Annotated in this window: 22 protein-coding genes; 2 read left to right on the top strand and 20 right to left on the bottom strand. The window is 40.2% G+C overall.

All coding sequences use genetic code 11. The annotated features are described in order from the left end of the window. Window positions 1–28: 28 nt before the first annotated feature. From AC04QZ_RS14790 to AC04QZ_RS14710, 17 genes are all read right to left on the bottom strand, one after another. On the bottom strand, window positions 29–2,512 hold the full coding sequence (locus AC04QZ_RS14790; RefSeq protein ID WP_478358378.1) for a mechanosensitive ion channel family protein: 2,484 nt from the start codon (window positions 2,510–2,512) through the stop codon (window positions 29–31). Window positions 2,513–2,947: 435 nt separating this feature from the next. Continuing rightward, a complete protein-coding gene (locus AC04QZ_RS14785) occupies window positions 2,948–4,684 on the bottom strand; it encodes an STN and carboxypeptidase regulatory-like domain-containing protein (RefSeq protein WP_478358377.1) in 1,737 nt (578 codons plus the stop codon). Continuing rightward, entirely contained in the window at window positions 4,684–5,643 is a 960-nt protein-coding gene (locus tag AC04QZ_RS14780; RefSeq protein ID WP_478358376.1) for a FecR family protein, read from the bottom strand. The genes AC04QZ_RS14785 and AC04QZ_RS14780 overlap by 1 nt, the downstream gene beginning before the upstream one ends. A 9-nt stretch (window positions 5,644–5,652) precedes the next feature. Further along, entirely contained in the window at window positions 5,653–6,237 is a 585-nt protein-coding gene (locus AC04QZ_RS14775) for an RNA polymerase sigma-70 factor (protein WP_478358375.1), read from the bottom strand. Between the two features lie 143 nt (window positions 6,238–6,380). Further along, window positions 6,381–7,475, bottom strand: coding sequence for a hypothetical protein (locus tag AC04QZ_RS14770; protein WP_478358374.1), 1,095 nt, complete (start codon window positions 7,473–7,475; stop codon window positions 6,381–6,383). A gap of 179 nt (window positions 7,476–7,654) precedes the next feature. Next, on the bottom strand, window positions 7,655–8,476 hold the full coding sequence (locus AC04QZ_RS14765; RefSeq protein ID WP_478358373.1) for an alpha/beta fold hydrolase: 822 nt from the start codon (window positions 8,474–8,476) through the stop codon (window positions 7,655–7,657). A 158-nt stretch (window positions 8,477–8,634) separates the two neighbouring features. Then, a complete protein-coding gene (locus tag AC04QZ_RS14760) occupies window positions 8,635–9,429 on the bottom strand; it encodes an SDR family NAD(P)-dependent oxidoreductase (RefSeq protein ID WP_478358372.1) in 795 nt (264 codons plus the stop codon). A gap of 203 nt (window positions 9,430–9,632) precedes the next feature. Continuing rightward, window positions 9,633–9,983, bottom strand: a complete 351-nt coding sequence (locus AC04QZ_RS14755; RefSeq protein ID WP_478358371.1) for a hypothetical protein — start codon at window positions 9,981–9,983, stop codon at window positions 9,633–9,635. 90 nt (window positions 9,984–10,073) lie between these two features. Next, the gene (locus AC04QZ_RS14750; RefSeq protein WP_478358370.1) at window positions 10,074–11,204 is read right to left on the bottom strand and encodes a sensor protein KdpD; all 1,131 of its coding nucleotides are present in this window, start codon (window positions 11,202–11,204) and stop codon (window positions 10,074–10,076) included. Window positions 11,205–11,209: 5 nt separating this feature from the next. After that, a complete protein-coding gene (locus tag AC04QZ_RS14745; RefSeq protein ID WP_478358369.1) occupies window positions 11,210–11,458 on the bottom strand; it encodes a hypothetical protein in 249 nt (82 codons plus the stop codon). Window positions 11,459–11,605: 147 nt separating this feature from the next. Next, window positions 11,606–12,676 (bottom strand): porin, encoded by a 1,071-nt coding sequence (locus AC04QZ_RS14740; RefSeq protein WP_478358368.1) that lies wholly within the window; start codon window positions 12,674–12,676, stop codon window positions 11,606–11,608. Window positions 12,677–12,927: 251 nt separating this feature from the next. Further along, a complete protein-coding gene (locus AC04QZ_RS14735) occupies window positions 12,928–13,488 on the bottom strand; it encodes a K(+)-transporting ATPase subunit C (protein WP_086544691.1) in 561 nt (186 codons plus the stop codon). A 144-nt stretch (window positions 13,489–13,632) separates the two neighbouring features. Then, window positions 13,633–15,660: a potassium-transporting ATPase subunit KdpB gene (gene kdpB / locus AC04QZ_RS14730; protein WP_478358367.1), complete on the bottom strand. Its 2,028-nt coding sequence runs from the start codon at window positions 15,658–15,660 to the stop codon at window positions 13,633–13,635. A gap of 154 nt (window positions 15,661–15,814) precedes the next feature. Continuing rightward, window positions 15,815–17,533, bottom strand: coding sequence for a potassium-transporting ATPase subunit KdpA (gene kdpA / locus AC04QZ_RS14725; protein ID WP_478358366.1), 1,719 nt, complete (start codon window positions 17,531–17,533; stop codon window positions 15,815–15,817). 39 nt (window positions 17,534–17,572) lie between these two features. After that, window positions 17,573–17,650 (bottom strand): potassium-transporting ATPase subunit F, encoded by a 78-nt coding sequence (locus AC04QZ_RS14720; RefSeq protein WP_082035969.1) that lies wholly within the window; start codon window positions 17,648–17,650, stop codon window positions 17,573–17,575. A gap of 837 nt (window positions 17,651–18,487) precedes the next feature. Further along, on the bottom strand, window positions 18,488–19,588 hold the full coding sequence (locus AC04QZ_RS14715; protein ID WP_478358365.1) for a M20/M25/M40 family metallo-hydrolase: 1,101 nt from the start codon (window positions 19,586–19,588) through the stop codon (window positions 18,488–18,490). Window positions 19,589–19,607: 19 nt separating this feature from the next. Beyond that, complete coding sequence (locus tag AC04QZ_RS14710) at window positions 19,608–20,213, bottom strand: N-acetyltransferase (RefSeq protein ID WP_086544687.1); 606 nt, start codon at window positions 20,211–20,213, stop codon at window positions 19,608–19,610. Window positions 20,214–20,474: 261 nt separating this feature from the next. Here AC04QZ_RS14710 and AC04QZ_RS14705 point away from each other — a divergent pair, with 261 nt between their 5' ends. Next, window positions 20,475–20,672 (top strand): cold-shock protein, encoded by a 198-nt coding sequence (locus tag AC04QZ_RS14705; RefSeq protein WP_478358364.1) that lies wholly within the window; start codon window positions 20,475–20,477, stop codon window positions 20,670–20,672. A gap of 94 nt (window positions 20,673–20,766) precedes the next feature. Then, window positions 20,767–21,408, top strand: coding sequence for a Crp/Fnr family transcriptional regulator (locus AC04QZ_RS14700; protein ID WP_478358363.1), 642 nt, complete (start codon window positions 20,767–20,769; stop codon window positions 21,406–21,408). Window positions 21,409–21,500: 92 nt separating this feature from the next. Here the strand turns inward: AC04QZ_RS14700 and AC04QZ_RS14695 are convergent, their stop codons facing one another. Genes AC04QZ_RS14695 through AC04QZ_RS14685 form a run of 3 tightly spaced genes read right to left on the bottom strand, consistent with a single transcriptional unit; the run spans window position 21,501 to window position 25,530 of the window. Continuing rightward, complete coding sequence (locus AC04QZ_RS14695; RefSeq protein WP_478358362.1) at window positions 21,501–22,988, bottom strand: redoxin domain-containing protein; 1,488 nt, start codon at window positions 22,986–22,988, stop codon at window positions 21,501–21,503. Between the two features lie 4 nt (window positions 22,989–22,992). Continuing rightward, the gene (locus AC04QZ_RS14690; RefSeq protein ID WP_478358361.1) at window positions 22,993–24,114 is read right to left on the bottom strand and encodes a redoxin domain-containing protein; all 1,122 of its coding nucleotides are present in this window, start codon (window positions 24,112–24,114) and stop codon (window positions 22,993–22,995) included. Between the two features lie 39 nt (window positions 24,115–24,153). After that, window positions 24,154–25,530 carry a RagB/SusD family nutrient uptake outer membrane protein gene (locus AC04QZ_RS14685; RefSeq protein WP_478358360.1) on the bottom strand — a complete coding sequence of 459 codons (1,377 nt, stop codon included), beginning with the start codon at window positions 25,528–25,530 and terminating at the stop codon, window positions 24,154–24,156. Window positions 25,531–25,535 lie beyond the last annotated feature (5 nt).

Below are 25,535 nucleotides of genomic sequence, written 5' to 3'. Positions count from 1 at the left end.
AATTTTTAAGGTATTAAACCATTCTTTTTTAAGCCTGAGGCAGCTCGCCTTCTTTGTCTGGATAATGCAGGTGTACATCCTGACGTGGAAAAGGAATGGAAATATTATTGGCTTTAAAGGCTTCCGAAATGGCCACAATCAGGTCGCTTCGGGTGGCATTCGCCTCACGGATGTGTTTCGCCCAGAAATAAATTCTTAAATCGATGGTACTCGAGCCAAACTGTTCGTACTGTATTACCGGGCCAGGGTTTTTGTTAATCCGCTGCTCTGCATCTAAAACTTCGCCGATTACACGTCTGCATTTCTCCAGATCGGCATCATAGGCAATTCCCAATGTTATCGATACCCTCTTCCGGTTTCCGGCCAGCGACCAATTAACGAGATGTGAATTTAAAAGATCACCGTTAGGCATCACTACATCTGCCCCATCCCAGGTAGAGATTACGCTGCTTCTGAAACCAATTGATTTCATCGTTCCTCCCTGGCCATCAACATCTACAATATCGCCCACGTTTACCGGCTTTTCAAAAGCAATGATCAGACCACTCACCAGGTTATTCACCAGCGTTTGCAAACCAAAACCAATACCAACACCAAGTGCGCCAAGTACGATGGTAATCCTGTCCATCGGGATACCTGCCGCTGCAATGGCTAAAAATAAGCCAATGCCCAGGATAAAAATCCTAACCAATAAAATCCAGCTGCCCAGTCCGCGTTTTTTTTGCTTGCTATCTTTATCAACCGCTAAATGCTCATCAGATGCGAAGAAAGAAACGATTTTAGATACCAATACCGAAATAGCCATAATGGCCACAAACAATACTAAACCATTAATACTAAAGGTATAATTACCAAGCGTTCTGTCCTGGCTAAAGAAGTTACCAAGTGGTTTTGCCAGATATTCGAAAGCAGGAAAGTTACGTCCCATTAAAATGAGCCAGCCAAATACCAGCAATGCATACAGTAGTAATGGCGCTTGTTTGCCTACGCGTTCGAAATTGAGATAAAAAAGCTTTTTGTCCTGAACGGTATATACATCAAATGCCAGTAATAAACCTTCATTAATAAACCTGACTACCCATAAAAAAAGAATAGCAACAACCACGTTAAGATAACCGCCGATAAAAAGTGTTTTTGCCAGGTTATAGCGGCCAAATATATCGGCCAGAAAGGCAAATATTTCGAGCACGACCATAAAACCGATAGAATAGGTAATCCATTTTTCTCTAAGTTCCTGTTGCTTTTTCTGGAGGAGTATGATAAAACCTGACACTACGCCTATAACAGCGGCAATTAATATCAACCAGCGTTCTGTTCTGGAAGCCTGCAAAATCAAATTATCAGCCGCCGCCAAAATAAAAAACAGCACCATAACAGTCCATACACGGAGCCAGTACTTAGAAATATATCCTTTAAAAATGATGGTTAGACAAACGCAGGAGATTAACCAGAAAATAACACTGAGGATAAATGGAGGTGATATGAAAATAAACTGAAAAAGACTAAGCACCAGTAGTATTGCAGATGCCAGCGGGTAGCGCAATACAAGCTGACCTTCAAAATCTGCTTTTAAAAGTTCCCTTGCGGTATAGATCCGTTTCAATGAACGCAGGTAAATAAACGAAATGGCCATCAGCAAAACCAAGATGAGTAGTTTGCCTGAATTATTTTCGGAATAAAAGTTTAGCGTGAGCAGACCTTTTATTTTGGAGAAACTTAATATTTCGCCAAATGGCCTGTAAAAACCCACGGGTTGCCAAATATTACCGAAATCCCGTCCAAGGACATTGTAAGCCATTTTACGTTGATAAATATCGATTTCATCCAGGCTGACCTGAAGGCTCGACACTTCTAAATTAATCTGGTTCAGAAGGGTCTGAATATTTCCGCTGGCCTGTTTAAGGGCAGTATCAATGGGTGCTATTTCATAGGCAACTACGGCGATTTTTTTTAGGTATCCCGCCAATTCCAGAGAATCTGCTGGAAACTTAAATAGCGCAGGCACGCTTGAAAGAGAATCTAAACGATAACGAAAATTATCAAGTTCCTGTTGCCGCAAATCAAGACTTGTTTTCCTTACTTTGGCTTTATTAAGCAGTTCATTTATAATTTTTGAAGTAGCAGTAAGGTTTCTAAAAGTTTGCGAGGTTCCTTTATTGGTAAAAACACCATCTCCGGCAAGCATAAAATCTGCCTTGATCTGCTCCAATTCAGTTTTTGTCCCTACAGTATCCACACTGGTTTTCAGATACATTTTTGCCTTTTGCATAACTGTTCTGATTTCATCGAAGATTTTGGTCTGCACAAGTGTAGCTTTATCGGCATCGAAGTCACTTTTACTCTTGATAGCCGACCTACGGCCAAACTCCTGCATTTTGGCCACAAAACCTTTTTTTGTAGTATCGGTTAATGCACCAAGAGGTGAACTGTCTTGTTTTTGAGCGCGAACGGCAAAACAGATCAGCAGGAAAATACCTGTCAACAGATAAATACGATAAATTTTCAAAGGCATAAATAAAATGAACTTAATCAATATTACAGAAAATGCCCCATAATTCAAACAAGATGTACAAGTTAACTATTGCCAGATTGGCTTAATAAAGAAGTAAAATAGAGCAAACTAGAGATTAAAGGAATGCATACATGTTAATAATTAAATTTCTGATAACGAATCTATCTTTATAGATGGATTGTATTAAATATATGCGATTGTTATAATAATAATCCAAATCAGGCTAAACGCCCCACCAAAATAAACCATTGGCATATGTTGCTTCAAATTTTTCTTCACTAATGCAGCATAAATAATCCATCCAAAAAAGGCAATAAAATATAGTGGAACTGCGAATAATAACATAAGATTAAAATTGGTAATTAAATATAATTAAAAGTTGATAAAACATTTGCTAATTGGCGGTTTAAATAGAGGTCATAAATAATCAACAATCTATAAAGAAATAATGAGGCCTAAATTCCAGCCTAGCCAACCTTGAGTGCCATTTTTAAATCGACGATGCCAGGCAGGAGCCACTTCCTTTTGATCTGTTTCACCAGGAATTGCCTCGCCCTTTACGTAATACGAATAAGCTGGTCCGACAAAAAAAGCAAGCCTCGACAAAACATTAAACTGCAGGTGTGTTTGTAGCCTATAGAGGGTATTTGCTTCTTCAACACGGCCAGGATATATCGACTGGATGGTGCCCTCAGCGGCGATGGAGAAGCGTTTGTTTAAGATAAAATCATGACCAAGTCCTAATCCAAAAGTAAATACCCGGGCAGTATCTGAAAAATTTTTACCCGCAATTAATAAGGTATATAAATTGGCATTTCCGGTTTTAAAAGCGATGTTGGTATTGATTAGCTCATTGCTATACACGGTTATTTTACGGTAGCCATTATCGGATAAGTTGATTAAACCGATACTGACCCCCGAGGATGAATCAGCCAGGTTAACCACTCCAAGCTGAAAACCATCCATGTTTTGAGCATGGTTAACCAATCCGGAAAGCTGCATACCCTTTAAACGTCCCGAGGTTTTATTCAATACCCCTGCCAGCTGAACGCCAGTGGTATTCTTACTCACATTAATCAATCCGGCTACCTGCGCTCCTTTAACATCTTTACCTGCGATGTTGCCTGCCCCAGCCAATTGCAACCCCCTGACTTTACTTTCTACTCTGTTTAACAAACCAGCCACCTGTACACCATCCATATTGAGGTTTACATCATTGTATGCCCCCGACAACTGCGTACCTTTTACCGATCCACCTACGACATTGAACAAACCTGCCATTTGAATCTTTTTAATATCCCCTTTGGTTAAGTTAAACACACCAGCGATTTCAAAACCATTGGTTCCGGCGGTATAACCACCAAGGATATTTAACGATGCTTTGTTCACAACACTGGAGCTCATACTACCGTGCGAGCTTAAGCCGGGCGTAAACGATGCCTGAAAAGGTGTCTGCGCTAAAAAATCGGGGATATTCAGGTTTTGGATGCGTTGCTTTGATGAAAGCAAAAAACGCCATATTCCCCTTCCGCCAAAAGTATTGGAGAAAAATGCACCTTTCTCTTTATCCGGATCTTCATATTTCCCTGGTTTTATATTGATATCAGCCAAGAAAACCAGGGCAGTATCGCGATAGGTTTCTTTACTTGCCGTTAAAATGACACCACTGTGCTCCCCCCTAAAACGTAATGTAAAATAACCGCTGTTATCTGTGAGCGCAGCCTGAAGCAGTTTTTTTTCGTAAACACTGGCCTGCTTCACTTTATTCCCTGTTCTGGTATCAACCACATAACCGCTTATCGCATATTCATTGTCACCATTAGCAATATGTTCCGCTTCTATGGTTAAATGATTTACAGCATACCGTAAAATAATGTATTCGGCATTTTCTTTATAATCTACCTTACCATCAAACAGCTGATCTAAAACCTCACGCACCGGCACATTTCTCACATTCAGGTTCACCAGACTATCCTGCCTGAACAGCACACCATTATAAGAAAAATAAAATCCGCCGGCTTTGCTTAACATCTGCAAAACAGTGCCAACCTTTTCTCGCTTAACATTCAGACTTACCCCTTTTGATAAATTCCTCCTGTAATCGACCGTGGTAACCTGCGCGCTACAATAGCCCGAAATAAAGAGCAATAAAATAATTAGTCTTGTCTTCATTATTTTTTATCAGACAACAAAATGGTGTTGCCGTTACGGGATAACTGTAAATTTAAGGTTTGGCAGATAATGTAAAGGTTCTGGTTGATCGATCCCATTTTTAGAGTGGTATTGATGGTTAAACCCTTAATCTTTTCATCCAAAGTGATGTTGCTTCTATAGGCCTCATTCAAGGCATTTACCAGTTTGGATAAAGCAATGTTATTCGCCTGGAACAGATTGCTGCGGTAATAGCTGTAAAGCTGATCGGTACTTTGTTCTTTTACCAGTTTACGGGTATTGCCATTAATGATAATTTTCTCGCCTTTATAAAGTTTAATTTCGTCATTGGCCAGACGAACCTTCACAATTCCGGTTTCTACATTAATTTCAGTATCCTCTTTAAGATGTTTAATATTGAATGAGGTACCCACTACTTCTACGCTTATCTTTTCGATATCGATTACAAAAGGATGCGTTTTATCTTTCGCTACATCAAAAAACACATCACCCTGTTCTAATTTTAGTTTTCTGTTATTTTTAAAGTTAGCGGCATAACTTATTCTGGTATTCTTGTTTAAGGTTAGTGCCGATCCATCAGGTAAGGTTTCCGTACGAACCTGAGCGGTAGCCATGAGTTCAGTATATTTTCCAGGACCATATAAACTGTAGGCAATCCATCCGCCCAGGGCAATAAACAATACCGCAGCAATCCTTAGCCACACTTTACCGGCATTTAAGGGCCTGATGTTTTCCTTCTGTGGTTTTAAATCTGCTCTTCTCGCCTTAAAACTTGTCCATGCCTGCTCTTCGTCCCTCTTGTTTTCGTTTTTTAGGGTGTTACTTACCTGCCAGATGGTTTCCATCTCCGAGAAATGTTTTTTGTTGGCTTCGGCAGCATTTAGCCACTTTTCTACCTTTTCGTTTTCTTCTTCAGTACTTTCTTTTAGAAGAACCTTTATCAATAATTCATCAGTCATGCGCTTCTTCTAATTAAAAAAATCATTAAAATACCATAGTCCGAGTAAAATAAATACCAGAAAATCAGCCAGTTTTAATCTTAAAATCCTTAACGCTTTCCCCATTTGATTTTCTACCGTTTTAATTGATAAACCTAAATGATCGGCAATTTCGCGGTATTTCAATTCTTCGAACCTGCTCATTTGAAAAATGGTGCGGCATTGCTCGGGCAAATGGTTCAAGGCATCTCTTAAATGCTGCTGCAGCTCAGTAAATTCTACTTTTGCAGCGGCAGGTTCATGTTCTGTATTCATGCTGTGTACCGTAAATTCCTGATATTTGCTTTTGGTTTTTTCCTGTTTAATGTAGTTTAAACTATCGTTGTAAACACATTTGTAGAGATATGCTTTTATAGATTGTATTTTAAGGCTTTCCCTTTTTTCCCAAAACTTTAAGAACATTCCCTGAACAATTTCTTCTGCAACATCTTCATCTTTTAAAATCACCTGAGCATAAGCGTGCAGCGCATGGTAATGCGTTTTGAACAAATGCTCAAATGCGGCATCATCATGGTATTGATCTGTAATTCCGGAAGCTATTGCTGTTAATTCCACGGGTTTAATTGTAGTCAAATATATGTTTATTAATTTTTGAATTTTGAATAAGGGAATGACTGAAGGATGGAATGATAGAATGACCGAATGTTAACTCGTGCACCAATTCAATCATTCAAATCTCACTCATTCAATCATTTATCTTAAAAACTAATTGCCAAACCACCTGTATAACCTAAAAACAGGGCATGTAAAGTATTGTCTTTTCTGTCCCAACTTTTTACGTAGTGTTTCTGTAAGGTTTTTCCTTCTTCTGTATTGGTTGATACAAAATTGAACGACGGACCCGCAAATATTTCTAAATTAGGACCTATCCTAAGTGAAGGCAATAATTGAAAGGTAGATTTGAAATAATTGCCCCGTTTAAAGTTTTGCAATGAGCCGGCGGTAAGTTCTGCATTTAACCTAAAGTGTTCTGACTGAAAAAAATGAGCACCTAAACCGGCTTCGAAAGCGTAAACTTCTTCCTTATTCTTAAAATTATAACCTGCACCAATAATACCATACAATACCTTCCCTCCCGATCTGAATGTGGCCATGGTAGTTAAATTCTGGTTGGTGGTTAAGGCTATACTTTTCTCGCCATTTTTAACAATATTGATAATCCCAATCGGATAATCGCTGCTATCGGCCACGTTAATAAAACCCGCAAGCTGTACGCCTTTCACTTTCTTAGCCACATTGATAAAACCTGCAATTTGCGATCCTTTTACATCACCCGCTTTATTCATAAAACCTCCAACCTGTACGGCTGAAACATTTTTCGAAGTCCAGTTCATAAAACCAGCCAGCTGGGCACCACTGTTTTCTTTTGAGATATTGGCAAAGCCTGCAATTGCAGCCTCATTTCCACCACCATAAGTATTAATAAAACCGGCAAACTGTGCCCCACTTGCTTGTCCACCAATGTGGTTAGAAAAACCGGCGAACTGTGTTCCGCTTGCATTTTTACGCACAATATTAGAGAGACCTGCAAAGGAGAGCCCTTTTTCTGCTGCTGAAACGCCAACCAAAGCATTTAAAGAAAATACATTTGTATCCAGCGCCGCGTGGGTTCCGTTCGTACTTACAGGATATACCAAACCAATATTTACTTTATTTTTTTTGCCTTCTTGTGCAAAACCATTTAATCCTGTGCTTAATAGTATGGCTAAACCTAATGCTTTAATACCAGATGCTTTTTTGAAACGGATGCTGGCCGCAAAGCTGTTTTTAATTTTTGTCGAAGTTGTATTCATTTCTGTCTAATTTTAAAATGAGACAACCAATACAACACTTACCCCTACGTGCCGCAAAAAAATATTTCCGTACCCATCAATACCTTTGCTGATTCGCACATGAAACCTGTTTAAACAAAATAAAAAAGCCTTGAAAATACATTTCAAGGCTTCTGTTTTTATTGGAAAATTATTTCGGTTTATGATTTGATAAAAGCCAACAGGTCTTTATTTATGGTTGCCGCTTCGGTGGTTGGCATGCCATGAGGAAAACCAGGATAAGAGATCAATGTTCCATTTTTTAAGAGTTTTACGGCTTTTTCCCCTGTAAGCGGGAAAGGAACAATCTGATCGTCTTCGCCATGCATCACCAATACTGGAACATCTACACTTTTAAGGTCTTCAGTAAAATCAGTTTCTGAAAAAGCTTTAATACAATCGTAATGTGCTTTTACACCACCCATCATACCCTGGCGCCACCAGTTATCTCTAACGCCCTGCGATATTTTTGCGCCTTCGCGGTTATATCCATAAAAGGGTATGGTAAAATCCTGAAAATATTGCGGTCTGTTAAAAGCTGTACCTTCACGTATTTCATCAAATACAGCAAGTGGAATACCATCAGGATTATTTTCGTTCTGCACCATTATTGGCGTAACCGCACTAATTAACACAGCTTTGGCGACACGGCCTTTCCCATGTTTGGCCACATAACGAATCACTTCTCCGCCACCGGTAGAGTGTCCAATGTGTATGGCATCTTTTAAATCAAGTGCCTGGGTAAGCTCAGCCACATCCGCGGCATAAGTATCCATTTCATGCCCTTCGGCCGTTTGGCTGGATCTTCCATGCCCGCGGCGATCGTGTGCAATAACCCTGTAACCCTGTTTAAGGAAAAACATCATCTGTCCATCCCAATCATCACCAGATAATGGCCAACCGTGGTGAAAAAAAAGTGGTTGTCCGGTTCCCCAGTCTTTGTAATAAATTTCGGTTCCGTCTTTTACTGTAATCTTACTCATTGCTTTTGATTTTAGTAGTTAAAAAATTCTGGATTTGCACGTTAAAATGATTCTTGAATGAGTCACCCCATGAAAACTGAGGCGTAATATTAAAACCTAAAAATAATAAATTAAAAGCTCATTAGCCTAATATGATCCCGTAAATCATCCCTAACCGATTACAATATCGATCTTACTAAGCCGCCTTCTACCCTAATGGCAGCGCCATTGGTTCCGGAGGCTAATGGACTTACATAAAAAGTAACGGCGTTTGCTATCTCACTCACATCAAGAAAGCGTTGCAACAATGAAGTAGGCCTCATGTTCTTAAAGAAATCGGCTTCTACCTCAGCGATGGAGATGTTTCCATTTTTGGCTAAATCTTCAATAAAACCACCAACGCCTTTTGATTTGGTAGGCCCGGGCAAAATTGAATTGACGGTTACCTCCGTACCCTGGGTTAATTCTGCCAGGCCACGGCTAATCGCCAGCTGTGCAGTTTTAGTCATACCATAGTGGATCATTTCGTCCGGAATAAACACGGCTGATTCGCTGGAAATAAAAATAATCCTGCCCCAGTTTTTCTTTAACATTTTAGGGAAAAACTGTCGCGATAACCTGATCCCGCTCATCACATTGACTTCGAAAAACCTGAACCAATCTTCATCACTGATATCTTCAAAAGCTTTAGGTTCAAAAATGCCCGCATTATTAATCAGGATATCGATCTCCGGAAGCTGAGTAATCAGGTTGCTTACTTCATCTGCTTTAGAAAAATCGGCGGCTATGCCTGAAATAAATTCGTTTCCGGCAATACCTTGCAACGATTTCACGGCATCATCTACACTGCTTTGCGACCGCCCATTGATGATTACTTTTACCCCTTCTTTTAATAAACTTTCGGCAATTGCAAACCCGATACCTGCAGTAGAGCCACTTATAAAAGCTGTTTTATTCTTTAACTGTAAATCCATTTTTTGATTTTTAAATAATGTTTACGATAAAATTTCAATCGCCCTATGGGTTATACAAACTGAACAATTTTCTGGTTAAAAAGTGTCATAGAAATATGCTAAAAATGAAGCCAGGCAAGGGCAAAAGTAAATTACTGCAGCATGTTAATGATTTTACGATCAGCCTCAGGTTTGTTCAATAAATGGTTTCATCAATTCACCTTTTACTTTAGGGTTTTAAGCTGAGTAGCCAATATTACCCCTCCGAGCGCAGCTGTGAGAAAAACGCCTTCTAAAATCAGTAACCTTTTTTTCTTTTTAAAACCGCGGTAAAAGGTATGGGCTGCAATAACGCCCAGGCCAACAAACTCGATACGCTGTTGTACCCTTTTAGACGAATCTTTGTTTTTAATCAGCGCAATGCACAGTAATTCATCAATTAAACTAATGTTTTTAGAAACACCCTTCCTAATCTGAGCCTTACTTGCCGAAGCACCCAGTTTTTTGGCCGCACTTTGCAATCCAGTAGTGGTAATCTCATTAATCAAACGTGTTTGAGTATCTTTTTTTTCCATATCGCTTTCCATAAGTTCTATTATTTCAACCCCGCATAAAGGGATATGGTTTTGATTAATTTGAGAATGATGTAACCAGCCCTTATTATTTTAAGAAAGGATAACCAGGTCGATATCTTTCATCGCCAGATTTTTCAGCAAACCATTAAAAACTGCGGTACGCAGGATGACCTGAAAAATATTAAGATGGGGTTTGCCGATGCAAATGGTGGTAATTTCCTTTTCGATAGCCACATCGATAATGGTTTTGGTGATGCCATTACTTTTTACTTTGATCACTTCGGCCCCAAGCTCGGTAGCCAGTTTAAAATGATTGATCAGATGACGTTGTTTATCAAGTTTTATGCGTTCCATACTTTCACTATCGCTCTGCACATACAGTACAATCCATGGCGATCGGTAATAGGAAGCCAATCTTGCTGTTTTCCGGATTACTACCCCTGCGGTTTCGGCGTTAGAAGAAATGCAGGCTAAAAAACGTTCTGGCCGGAGTTTAATTGATTTTGGAATTTCAGTCTGGATTTTCCGTTCAACCTGGTGCACCACCTCTTTTAAGGCCAGTTCGCGCAATTGAAGGATTTTATCAGACTGGAAAAAATTGCCGAGTGCCCTTTCGATTTTTGATTGATCGTAAATTTTGCCTTCTTTAAGGCGGGTAACCAATTCGTCTGCTGTAAGGTCGATGTTTACGATTTCATCAGCTATCTCCAGTATCTTATCCGGAATACGTTCCGTTACCGCTATTCCGGTAATCTGCTCAATTTCTTCATTAATGCTTTCCAGGTGCTGGATATTTACGGCCGAAATGACGCTGATCCCTGCTTCAAGCAAGTCGAAAACATCCTGCCAGCGTTTGGTATTTTTGCTGCCTTCGGCATTGGTATGGGCCAATTCATCAACAATAACAATCTCGGGATGGCGGTTCATGATCCCCTTGAGATCCATTTCCTCTATTTCTTTGCCCCGATAAAAGATTTTCCGCCGCGGAATAATGGGAAGACCAACAACAAGCGCTTCTGTTTCTGCTCTTTTGTGGGTTTCAACATAACCAATGCAAATGTCTACGCCATTTCGCAGCAAGGCATGCGATTCCTGGAGCATACGGTAAGTTTTGCCCACACCGGCACTCATGCCAATATAAATCTTGAGCTTTCCACGCCTGGATTTTTTAACCAGATCCAAAAAGTGCCTGACCGATTCTTCTTTTTGTTCCTCTTCCATGATCTTTACCAGGTAACGGTCATTATTCTTTTTTCTATCAATATGCTAACGGCGATCACCATCATAAGCGTAAACAATACCAACATAAATTTAAGTGAAATCTTCCTGGAAAGCAGCTTGTTCTGCTTTTCTGTTGCATAACTTCTTTTGATTTTGCTACTCCTGCTGTTTTTCAAAGCATTAAGCTTTCTGATCATCAACGTGCCCAGTATAGCCAAAAAAATGCTGAACAGGATTTCTATGTACGGATGCATTGTTTTATAATTAAAAGATTGATTTCGATTCGAATTTGTCATGTTGAGCCTGTCGAAACATTTCACCAGGCATTTTTGTTAGTCCTTCGACAGGCTCAGGATGACAAAGTGACTAATTCATGCCCCTATCTCCTTTCAAAGGGGGAACTAAAACGATACGGCGATACTGGCCGTAAGGGTGGCATTGGCATTTACCGCTGCTGCATCCCTTGCAAAGATTTTGTCCTTGCTATCGTAGGCTTTTCCTTCTATCCTGATCACCGCATTTGATATTGGTGCATAATCAAGGTTTAACGAATAGCCTTTTGTCTTGAAGCCATTGGGCGTTCCGGTAGCGATAAAGATTCCGTTTTTATCTTCATAATATTCAAATCTTCCGGCAACAGCCCATTTCGGTGCAAATTTATACTGCAGGATTGCTACAGGTGAGATCACCTCGTTTTTATCATCACTTCCTTTTTGTTTTTGCTGGGTTCCATAGTCAAATCCAACAGTTACGCCAAATTTATCGGTAAGCTGGAAAATCCCATAAATGTTGTGGTAAAATCTGTTTACCCTAACCGAATCAACGCCTTCTGTTCCAAGATAATTGCTGTAGTTTACGGTGATCTTATCTGTTGGTTTCCAGCTCAGCTGAAGTCCACCTGCAGGTTTATCATTTCCATTCTGGCGGGTAATGCGCTGCCACCCATTGAGGTACAGTGCTGTTGCTGTAAATTTGCCATCTTTAGTTCCATAGCTAATTTTCGCACCTGATTCGTAATAAGGGGTGTTCTCTGAAGAGATATTTCTGGTGAGTACCCAGCAGTCTTTTGAAACCGCACCTTCAAAACCGATGTGTGAAGAAAAGATTCCGGCATCAATCCAAAGGTTTTCCGATTTCGATAATTTCAGGCCTGCGTTGGCTTCAAAAATATTTTTTAATACGCCTGGCTCCGCAGCAAGGTTTGCATTGGCATAGGTTCCGGCCATTACCGCTAAATTGGCGCGGATATTTCCACTATCGTAGGCCGCTTTAATAAAACCAAGATTTAAATTTACCTCGTTCGCACGGTTGTGCGAATAAATAAAACCCGGGCGGTTATGATCGGCAGGTTTGTTAAAATCATATCCGTAATAGGCTTCAAGGTAACCGCTTACTTTAATTTTTGGTTCTTCCTGTGCTTTCGCGAAGAATGTAGTGGTAACTGCAGCGGCTAGTAATAATAATTTTTTCATCTGTATTTTCTATTTATTTTATCTGATTGTTTTTATTGGGTAAAGCATGAGGCCCTTTTGTTATGTTTTGGACCAAATGCATCGCTATTGTTATTGTTTTGGGATATTGTTTTGTTAAAGCTCCCCCGTTTTCGTCATTGCGAGGAAGAATGACGAAGCAATCTCTTTTGCTATCATAAGCTTTCAATAAAGATTGCTTCAACCAATGAAAAATTGGTTTCGCAATGACGACTTTGGGAGGAAAGCTTCAATTAAAGTTCATCAAGGGCAAGGTTTAGTTTCAACACATTTACCGATGATGGACCGAACATGCCCATAAAGGGTTTTAGGGTATTCATGGCAATTAGTTCTTTTACTTTTTTCTCTTCTATTTTCCTTGCCTTAGCCACTCTTGCCACCTGCAGGGCAGCGCCCTGTTCAGAAATATTTGGATCAAGCCCGCTTCCTGAGGCAGTAACCATATCGGCAGGGATATCCGATTTTTTGATGCCCGGATTGTATTTCAATAAAGTATCGATACGCGACTGCACCTCTTTTAAATAATCAGGATTAGACGGGCCTTTGTTAGAACCTGCAGAACCTGCTGCATTGTAAGCCACTGCTGATGGCCTTCCCCAGAAATATTCTGGTTTGGTAAAAGACTGACCCAGCAGCGCATAACCAACTGTTTTACCATTTTTGGTGATTTTTTCTCCTCCACCGTTTCCTTTAGACATTTTACCAATAAAGGCCACACTGATGGGATATACTACGCATAACAGTACCAATAGTACAAGCGTTAAGCGGATGGATTGAATGATATACTTTTTCATTTTATTTTTATTTTTATTCCTTCTTGTTCGATTCGTCACTCCCAATCAAACTGGAAATAACTTCCTTTTTTTTAATCTGTCATCCTGAGCTTGTCGAAGGACTTTTGTTACTGCGTTTCGACGGGCTCAACGTGACAGGATTCTTTACACAAATAAGCCTACCAATAAATCGATTATTTTAATGCCTATAAATGGAGCAACTACCCCACCAATGCCATATATGAATAGATTTCTACGCAATAAAGCGGTTGCACCGATCGGTTTATAAGCCACACCTTTCAGGGCCAGCGGGATCAGGATCGGAATAATGATGGCATTAAAAATCACGGCCGACATGATGGCCGATTCTGGTGAATGCAGTCCCATAATATTCAGGCTTTGCAAGGCAGGAATTGAAGCGATAAATAAAGCCGGAACGATGGCAAAATACTTAGCTACATCATTCGCAATGGAAAAAGTAGTCAGCGTACCTCGTGTAATGAGCAGTTGTTTCCCGATTTCTACAATCTCGATGAGTTTAGTAGGGTCGTTATCTAAATCGACCATATTACCGGCCTCTTTTGCAGCCTGTGTTCCACTGTTCATGGCTACACCAACATCGGCCTGGGCCAAGGCGGGCGCATCGTTAGTACCATCCCCCATCATGGCGACCAGCTTGCCGAGCGCCTGTTCATCCTTGATGTAGTTCATTTTATCCTCTGGTTTGGCCTCAGCGATAAAATCATCCACACCTGCTTTCTCCGCAATATATTTAGCCGTTAACGGATTATCACCGGTAACCATGACGGTTTTTACACCCATTTTCCTGAGGCGTTCGAAACGCTCGCTGATTCCGGGTTTAATGATATCCTGCAATTCGATTACGCCAAGGGCTTTCTCATTTTCAGATACCACAAGTGGTGTTCCTCCATTGGTCGCAATAGCCTTTACATGGTTTTCGATATCGGAAGGGAAAATATTCCCAGCTTTTTCTACCATATTCCTGATCGAATCGAAAGCACCTTTTCTAATCCTTCTTCCGTCGGCCGTATCTAAACCGCTTGAGCGGGTTTCGGCGGTAAATTTGATGAACGTAGATCCCTGTGGTGTTCCGGTAGATTTGATGCCCTGCTCAGCGGCTAACTCGATGATTGATTTCCCCTCTGGGGTTTCATCAGCTAATGAGCTCAGTAAGCAGGCATCTGTAAAAGCTTTAATGTTTACGCCAGCAGTTGGATAAAAATTAGTGGCTTTACGGTTACCAATCGTGATGGTTCCGGTTTTATCTAAAAGCAGTACATCAATGTCGCCTGCAGTTTCTACGGCTTTACCCGATTTAGTGATTACGTTAGCTCTCAATGCCCTGTCCATTCCGGCGATACCAATCGCTGATAGTAATCCACCAATAGTGGTTGGAATTAAACAAACGAAAAGAGAGATCAGTGCCGCAATGGTAATTGGTGTATTGGCATAATCGGCAAATGGTTTTAAGGTTACGCAAACAATAATGAATACAAGCGTAAAACTGGCCAGCAAAATGGTTAAGGCGATCTCATTTGGTGTTTTCTGACGCGATGCACCTTCAACCAAAGCAATCATTTTGTCTAAAAAGCTTTCGCCGGGAGCAGTGCTCACCTGAACCTTAATCTCATCAGATAAAACTTTTGTTCCACCAGTTACCGATGATTTATCACCTCCAGATTCACGGATTACGGGGGCAGATTCTCCGGTAATGGCCGATTCGTCGATAGTAGCAATGCCTTCGATGATCTCTCCATCAGTTGGGATGGTGTCTCCTGCTTCGCAAACAAATACATCGCCTTTTTTTAACTGGTTGGATGAACGGATTTCGATGGTTCCATTGGCCAAAAGCACTTTGGCTGGTGTTTCTTCTCTTGTTTTACGGAGACTATCGGCCTGTGCCTTACCCCTTGCCTCAGCAATGGCTTCGGCAAAATTTGCAAACAGCACAGTAAGCAATAAAACTAAAAAGATGAAGAAATTGTATAATGGCGATCCTTGTCCGTCATGGCTGAAAGAATACACTGTAACATAAGCCATAACCAGTGTTCCAATCTCAACGGTAAACATAACCGGGTTGCGAACCATTACCCGTGGATCGAGTTTGATGAAAGATTGTTTTAGTGCGGTCTGCACCAGGGCAGGTTCGAACAATTTATTATTGGGTTTCATTTTCTTTATTTATTATGTGATTTCACAGATTTAATTGATTTCACAGATTTATAGCGTGTTTGTCATCCTGAGCTTGTCGAAGGACTTTTGATGACTGCATTTCGACTACTTGTCCCGATTTTTTATTCGGGAGGCTCAATGTGACAACTCTCATTTATTTAAGCATGGTAAAATATTCTGCCAAGGGGCCTAAAGCCAGGGCAGGGAAATAAGAAAGTGCATTTAATACGATGATTACCGCAAAAGTCATCAGTGCAAAGGTTTTGGTATCGGTTTTAAGTGTACCGGCAGATTCAGGAATGAATTTTTTGGCACCTAATAATCCAGCGATCGCAACAGGTCCGATAATCGGTAAGAAGCGGCCTAAGAAAATCACAATACCAGTAGATAGATTCCAAAAGATATTGTTATCGCCCAGTCCTTCAAACCCCGATCCATTGTTGGCATTAGATGAAGTCATTTCATACAACATCTCAGAGAAACCGTGAAAACCAGGATTATTGAGCCAGTTTTTAGGCTGTACCGCCCAGGCGGCATCGCCATGACTGGTAAAGATGTAACTCGCAATTGCAGTTCCGGCGAGGATCAAAAACGGACTCAACAGCGTAATAATGGCTGCAATTTTGATCTCCCGGGCTTCAACCTTATGTCCAAGAAATTCCGGCGTTCTGCCCACCATCAAGCCTGAAATAAATACAGCAACAATCAGATAAATAAAGTAATTCAATAAACCTACACCACAACCGCCGTAAAAGGAGTTGATCATCATGGCCAATAATTGCCATAATCCTGTTAAAGGCATTGTACTATCATGCATTCCGTTTACCGATCCGGTAGAGATTACCGTGGTAAGTGTACTCCAATAGGCGGTGGCCGCAGGCCCGAAACGCACTTCTTTACCTTCCATTGCCCCGGTAGTTTGGGAGATACCCATTTTGGCCAGGGCCGGATTACCGCCCAATTCTGAACTTAAAGTGGGTAAAAGCAGCATGAACAAACCAATGGTCATTACACCAAAAATGGTCCAGGCTAATTTTTTCCTGCGGATGAAGTAACCAAAGGCGATGATCATCGCTAAAGGGATAATCGTTTGCGCCATCATTTCCACCATGTTGGTTAAGTAGCTTGGGTTTTCAAAAGGATGTGCTGAATTAGCCCCAAAATAACCACCACCATTTGTACCTAAATGTTTAATGGCAATCATTTGAGCTGCTGGTCCTCTCGAAACATGAACAGTATCGCCTTGCAGCGAAATAAACTGATCTTTGCCCTCATAACTTGCAGGTGTGCCGTTAAAAGTTAAAATTAAGGCAATTACAAGTGATAATGGCAATAATAAACGGGTGATTGATTTGACAAAGAATTCCCAGAAGTTACCCAGTTCGGTAGTTGTTTTATCTCTAAAGGCTTTAAAAAGGACTACTGCAGCGGCGATACCGGTTGCCGCACTTACAAACTGAAGAAACATCAATACGTATTGCTGGGTGAGGTAACTTACGCCACTCTCGCCTGAGTAATGCTGAAGGTTACAGTTCGCAACAAAACTGATAATCGTGTTAAAGGCCAGATCCGGAGTCATCCCGGGATTTCCATCCGGATTGAATGGAAGTTTATCCTGGAAGATGAGTACAAAAAAGCCGTAAAACAACCATAGTATATTAATGGTAAGCAGTGCTTTTAACTGCTGTTTCCAGTTCATCTGTTCTTTAATGTTGATTCCGGAAAGCTTGTAAATACCCGTTTCCAATGGTTTTAAAAAATCTGTCCAGACTTTTTCTCCTGCAAAAACCTTAGCCAGGTATTTACCCAATGGTATTGCGATGACCAGGGTGAGCAGGAATGTGGCAATAATGCCTGTTAATTCAGTGTTCATTTTTTGATTTGTTAATTGCGCTCCCTAAAGGAGACAGGATTAAAATTTTTCGGGTTTGATCAGCACGTAGATCATATAGATAAATACGGCGATGGCGATAATGAATAATGCGATCATAATGTTAGATTTTTTCGAACCAGTCGATTGATTTGTAAGTAGCCCAGCAGAGCAGGATGAGGATTAAAAAAATTAGTATTGTCATGATTGTAATGATTTTGTATGCCCTTAGCCAACTCTTGTACCATAAAAGAGAAAATGAATTTAATCAATTGATTTACAATTAATTACACACATAAGATATTATTATAGAAAAATCAGGCATTAAAAAACCCTTCCATTTTGGAAAGGTTTTTTTCATTGTGGGAAAACTGAATTCGTCATTGCGAGGAGGAACGACAGCCCGTCCCGACCTTTCGGGGAAGCAATCTTTAAGAGTTTGAAAATAGCAATCGTTGTAAGATTGCTTCGTCGGCTGAAAAAGCCTTCTTGCAATGACGGACTATTCTTATCCTCGTCTTAACATCTAGTTAAGACCTACCATTAATTCCGTGTTCTCCGAGTCTCCGTGGCAAAAACACCTCACCATGTAATTCCATATTTTCTGAATCTCCGTGGCAAAAAAACAAAAGTCTTAGCGCGACGCTAAGACTAAATAGGGCGAGTCGTCACCCTGAACTTGTTTCAGGGTCTTTTATGCAAGATTAGATCTCTCCATTTCACTGCGTTTCAGTCGAGATGACGTTCCTTTTAGAGAGGGGGGTAGCAAAAAAATTAGTCTTAGCGAGACGCTAAGACTAGCAGTAGTAGAGTCGTCACCCTGAACTTGTTTCAGGGTCTTTTATGCAAGATTAGATCTCATCGTGCAATCACATATTTTCTGAATCTCCGTGTCAAAAAAACAAAAGTCTTAGCGCGACGCTAAGACTAGTAGACTAAATCCGTTCAGGATGACAATTACAGCTTCAGCCCTTCAAGCAAACTGATGTAAATATCAATCCCCTCTTCTATTTCTTCAATACCGATAAATTCATCGGCGGTATGAGAACGTGCAGAATTACCTGGCCCCATTTTAACCGATGGCATATCCAGCCAGCCCTGATCTGAGCTTGTTGGCGAAAGGTAAGTTTTCCTGCCTAGTGACAGTCCGCTTACTACCACCGGATGTAACATATCGATAAATGATGGTTTTAATACATTTGGCCGCACCGTAAAATGGCATGAGGTATGGTTAATAATGGTATTTACGATTTCTCTTTCGTTATAGTTATGATCGAAACGGATATCTACCGTAAAGCTGCACTCGGCCGGAACAATATTGTGTTGGATACCCGCCCTGATCTCAGTTACCGTCATTTTCACAGGCTGCGGTTGATCATCCATGATGGGAAACAGATAACTTTTAAACCAATCGATATCTTTAAGCGCATGGTAAATGGCATTATCACCTTCTTCCCTTGCTGCATGACCTGAGCGACCTTTCGAAACGCAGTCGATTACCATCGAGCCTTTTTCGGCAATAGCCATGTGCATGCCTGTGGGTTCGCCTACAATGGCAAAAGATATTTCTTTTAGATCAGGTAATATGCTGCGGATACCCAATTCTCCTGAGGTTTCTTCTTCGGCAGTTGCCGCCAGACAAAGGTTAAACGAAAGGTCTTTTCGTTCAAAGAAGTACAGGAAGGTGGCGGTTAAAGCAACCAGCGGTCCTCCGGCATCGTTACTACCCAACCCGTATATTTTTTCGTCCTCTATAATCGGACTGAAAGGATCTCTGGTATATTGTTCATTGGGCCTAACGGTATCGTGGTGAGAGTTTAACAGAATGGTTGGCTTTGAAGCGTCCATATATTTATTGTAACACCAGATGTTGTTGTGTTTCCTAAAAGTATTAATGCCCTGAAGGTTTAAGAAAGATTCGATCAGATCGGCGGTCAGCATTTCATCGCCACTGATGGAAGGAATAGAGATTAATGAGGAAAGGAGTTCGAGTGATTCCTGATAGAGGTGGTTAAGATCAGGACCTTCGGTAAGTTTTATTTTACTGATCGTATTCATAACAATGTGCTTAGGTGTTTTAAGAATAAGTGATTTCCTGGTAGATTTCAGCATGCTGATAAACTACGGGCTGTGCATCAGAAAAGTATTCGGGATCGAAAAGCATCGCGGTACAGAGACAATTGCATTTTTTCTTGCGTGTTAAAATATCGTAGTTCACACAGCTTTTGCAACCTTCCCAGAAATGCTCGTCATGGGTGATCTCGGCAAAACTTACCGGAAGAAAACCAAGTTTGGCATTCATCCGCATAATTGCAGGGCCAGAGGTAATGCTAAAGATTTTTGAATGAGGATACAATCTTCTCGACATTTTGAAGATTCTGTTTTTGATGGACCTGGCTACCCCTGAATTTCTGAATTTGGGTGCAACAATAAGTCCTGAGTTGGAAACGAAGCGTTCATCTTCCCAGGTTTCGAGGTACGAAAAACCTACCCACTCGCCTGTATTGGTTAAGGCAATAACCGCCTTGCCGGCAGCCATTTTCTCAATTACCGATGCTAAGGTTCTTTTGGCAATACCTGAACCCCTTGCAATGGCCGATTGTTCTGTTTCCTGTATAATTTCTTCTGCGTAATGTGCATCGTCTTGATCGGCAATGCGCACAAAAATGATGTGGTTATCCATTATGATTTAAATTTCATGCCAGGCCAATCACAAAGGAAATGCCCCAAACCAGTATGAATACCTAAATAGCAGTTTAAACAATCATAGGGGGCATTATTTTTTTTCTTCGGGTACCGTATAGGATTGGCACCTTACCAAAATGGAAGGATTAATTTCATTATGGCAATCTATCGCCCCATTTTGCCATCCGGCGCATTAACAATGCTAAAAAACTTTGTTGCTGCATTAAACGTATGTCCATTAAAATTAAACAGATATACCATGAGAAAAGGCACAATAATACAAATCGATCAATCGGTTGGCCTTGGATTTATACGAGATGAAAATGAACAGGAAATCGCATTTTGTTTAGCAACCCTTAATGAAAATATTAATATCGGCGACCTGGTAGAATTTAAAATCGAAAAAATGACGCATGGACTTACCGCAACCAATCTTCATGTATTATTACTTATTTAAATGCAGGTATTCAGATTATTTTGTATATTATGAAATAGCAAGTGGTTATTTATCTTAAAAAGATCCCTCTCTGAACCTAAAAGTTTATAACATTATGCTCAATTCTAGCACCAGTTCTTTTGTACGGCCCCTTATCCAGTATATGGAACAATACCATAAGCTTTCTGGCGGCCTTATTGCACAGTATGAAAAACATTGCACATTGGTAAGCATTAGGAAGAATAAACACATTGTTTCTCCTGTTGATAGTAATGCAGCACTTTACTTTGTAAATAGTGGTATTGTTCGCGGTTTTGTAAAAGATGGTACTAAAGATATTACCACCTGGTTTTGCTTTGGGAATAATATTGTAGGGGCTATCCGCCATCCTGATTTACAAGCTAAGCACTCTGTAGAATATTTACAGGCACTGGAAGATTGTGAACTGATTCGCATTCCCTATACATTAATCGATTATGCGTACTCCCATTTCGAAGAAGCCAATATTATAGGGAGGAAACTGCTGGCCGTACACTATTACGCGGCATCCGAAAGATCGATACTGGCCAGAATACCCAATGCATTGCGACGGTACCAAAAGTTGGCAGAGAGCAGAAAAGTAGACTTAAACAAAATACCGCTCCGTTATCTGGCAAGCTATTTAGGAATGAGATTGGAAACCTTAAGCAGGATCAGAAGCAAAGCGCTACATAAAACCGAAAAGCGCGACATTCGGGTATCCATAGAAAATGGTTAAATCCAGTAATTTAGATTGGAATCAAAATACTTCAAAAAAAGAAACCCCGTACAGTTGTTTGTACAGGGTTAAAAATCAGGTAAATTAAAGGTTTAACCTTTTTTTATCATATCAATCATCATCGAAATTTCGTCTACTGCAGCTTCATTGCTACCATCAAAACCCATAAGGTTAAATCTGATGTTTCCCGCAGGATCAATCACGAATTTGGAAGGAATTCCCGACACTTTATAATCGGTAACCACCTTGTTCACTTTCGAATCAGGATCTTTGATATCCATTAGCACCTCGAAATTATATTTTTGCGAGTTAATATAATCGCTCGCATCCTGGGTGGGTGTGGCTGTTTTTTCCCAGGTATGAATAAATAAAAATTTCACGTTTGGATCTTCCTTATATTTATTAACAGCCATTTGCATGGCAGGAAAAGAAGCCTTACATGGCCCACACCAGGTAGCCCAAAAATCAAGGATGACCACCTTACCCTTTAAACTGCTGAGGGTAACTTTATTTCCTTTAATATCGGTTAATGTAAAATCTACAGCAGGTTTATTGATAATTTCTTTATTGAGCTTTTGCTGTAGATTGGCCAGAATCCCTTTCCTGATTTCAGCGGCATAGGCATCAAAACCAGCATCACTGCCCTTCACCTTGATATAAAGTGTTTTAAAGGTGTTACTCATTTCATCATTGGCTTTGCCCGATTTTACAGCCTCTTCCAATTTAGCATATGCCTCCTGGTTTTTATTTAAGACCATTAATATTTTGGCGTATTGGAAATTCGATCTCGGAGAAGCTGTTTTTGGATTTTTAGCAGCCAGATCAGCATATACCAGCGCTTCGTTATACTTTTTTTGCTCATAAAGAATACCTGCATAGGTCATGGTTAAACCTGGGTAACCCGATGCGGCAAATTTCGATGAGTTTTCGTTAGGCAATTTACCATCATAATAAACTTTGGCACTTTCCATCGCTTTTTTATAGTATACCGCTGCATTTTTTAAATCGCCGGTTTTGTAAAAGGTTTCAGCGATACCACCATATCCATTTCCTTTCCAAAAGTCTACCTGAAGTTTACTGATGTATTCAATGGCCTTTGCTGCATTTTTCTCTTTTGCATATTCAGAAGCGATAGCCGATACCGCATAATCGTACACAATCAATTCTTCTCCAGAACCTGAAACCGGGAATTTTTTAATCCAGATTTTATAGGCATTTTCTTTACCCACTGCCGTCTTCTCATCATAAATTTTGCTGGCTTCCTGTCCCCTCGCCCTTGCGCCTGTAGGGAATTTTTGCAACTCCACCTGAACCAGCGAATCGGAAGCTTTTACATTTTTCAACCGGTAATAGTAGTTAATCGCCAGGTCAACATCTTTTTCCTGATCCGCAGCGGCTAGCTTTTGCAATTTGGCTGCCAGCAGTGCTTTATCGGCAGGTTCTTTCGAGGCCACCAGTTTGTCTAGATATATCCTGGTTGTATCAACAGCTTTGGTCTGCGCTTTTAAACCACTCATACTTCCTAAAATGATGAGAGAAAGTAATCCTAACATTTTGTTATTCATATTTAATGTGCTCATGTGATTAATCTTTAAATAGGTTTGACAATGTATTGTTCAATTCTTCTCCACGTAAATCTTTTGCAAGCACTTTTCCATCCTTATCCAATAAAAAGCTAGCGGGAACCGATTTTACGCCATATAATGCTGCAGCAGTATTCGACCAGCCTTTAAGTTCAGAAACATGTTTCCAGGTTAAACCGTCATCATTAATTGCTTTCAGCCAGGCTTCTTTTTTGCTATCTAACGATACCCCTAAAATTTCGAAGCCTTTATCATGGTATTTTTTGTAGGCTGCCACCACATTCGGATTTTCTTTACGGCAGGGGCCGCACCAGCTTGCCCAAAAATCGACTAAAACATATTTCCCGCGAAGTGCCGAAAGTTTAAGTGGTTTTCCATCCACATCATTCATTACAAAATCGGGAGCCAGTTTTCCCGGAGCAGTTTTATTGGTTAATGCTAAACTGGCTTCAATGGCTTTTCCATAATATGAAGCCTTAACTGCCGGATCAAATAAAGCATACATGGCTGCTGCCTGTTCCGGATATGGATAATTAATAAAGCGGTCTTCTACAATTGCAGCAACTGCTATTGAAGAGGCATGTGCCTTTACATAAGTTCTTACTGCATTTTGATTAAGTACATCCAGTGCTTTAAATTCATCATCAAATGATTTTCGCTGTTCCGGACTTAAGGTTACTTTACCTTTTTGATTTGCACTATCCAAACGGCGGTAAATATCACCAGCTTTTGATGTTATCGATTTCCATGGACCATTATAAAAACCAAAATAAATATCAGTTTCAGGCGAACCGGTCACTTTGGCCATAAACAATGAATCTTTGTCTCCAACTATTGAGATGCTTTTATTTTCTAAAAAGAAGTTTTTTTGTTGCTTCCCTCCCTTAAGTTTTAAGGTATACATTTTAACCTCTGGTACTGTACCACTAAAGGCAAAACCCCCATTGGTAATAACAGCAGAATCTTTAATTTCCTGATCTCCAATATTGTGCGAAAGATAAATTAATCCTTTATCTATCCCTTTTATCTTACCCGTTAACTTATATCCTCTTTGTGGACTAAAAGCAGTTGCAACCAAAAGAACTAAGGCAGCTGTTGCTATTAATTTTATTGTCTTTTTCATGATTGATATTGTTATGGGAGCCAAACAGGCTCCCAATAATTAATTTTGATAACCTGGATTTTGTGTTAACGAAGGATTAACAAGAATCTGTGTCTGCGGAATTGGGAATAAAATGGAAGTTGATTTCCAGGTTGGTTTTAATGCGCTAATTACTGCATTTGCACGACCAGTTCTTTTTAAATCTAACCAGCGATGTCCCCACTCGCCAAAAAACTCTACTTTTCGTTCCTGTTCAATAGCGGTTAACATCTGTGACTGATCTAAAGCCGCACTTACACCTGCTAATCCTGCTCTGGTTCTCACCATATCGATATCTGTTTTTGCTCCTGATAGGTTGTTTTGCTGTGCGCGGGCCTCTGCGCGGATTAAATAAAGCTCCGCAAACCTTAAAGCAACATTATACTCGTTGCCACTACCCGTTCCGACTTTATACTTGCTGATGCCATAGTAGGTTTTTCCTGAAATGGTTTTTGGTGTAGCCCAGGCGGTTCTTCGTAAGTCAGTAATGGATTCAAAACTTTGATAAGTTGCATCTGCCAGTGAAAATGCGGGAACTACTGTTGCTGTTGTCACATAAACACCACCATAAATCGAAACACCTGTTGTATTTGCAATTTGCCAGATAATTTCATTGCTATTATTTACAAAGGCAGCATCAGGCGTTGGTAAGCTATAAACACCGGCACTAATTACCTGAGTAGCCTGAGCCTCTGCATTAACATAATCTTTTTGATAAATGTAAACACGTGCTAAAAGAGTGGTTGCAGCATACTTATTAATTCGCGCCCTAAATGTTCCGGTATAGGCAGGAGGCAATAAACTTTGTGCATCGGTTAAATCTTTCACAATCTGTGCATAAACCTGAGCTGAGGCTGTTCTGGGTAAGGTTGCATTTTCGAAAGCTGAATAATCGTCCTTTAACGGTAAGGGTACATCGCCATATAAGTTTACCAGATAAAAATAGGCAAGGGCACGCATAAATTTTGCTTCACCCAATAACTGGTTTTTAACACCTGGGGTTAAACTTGTTGAAGCGGTTAGGCCACTAATTGCATTATTACAATTTTTAATAAAACCATAATACGATGCCCAAAAGTTGGCTACCGTACTATTCGTGTTGGTTAATGCATTATTCGCAAATTCCTGTAAAACAGGATCAGTAGAATTATACTGAAGATCATCTGCAGACAGGCCTGAAAGTACAGTTGAATTTAAAATAATACCTGTTGCCGATGTACCGGAAGAATATAAGCCCAATATGGTACTCTGTGCAGATGCATCTGTTTTAAATGCATCCTCAAATAAAATTTGTGTAGGCGGAGCACCCAATTCTACGAATTTTTTACAGGATGAAACAGTTAAAACTGTTCCGATCATTAACATTTTATAAAAGAAATTTTTATATATTTTTTTCATGATTT

This window comes from Pedobacter folensis, from assembly GCF_056490665.1.
This window is presented reverse-complemented; position numbering and strand designations above follow the sequence as displayed.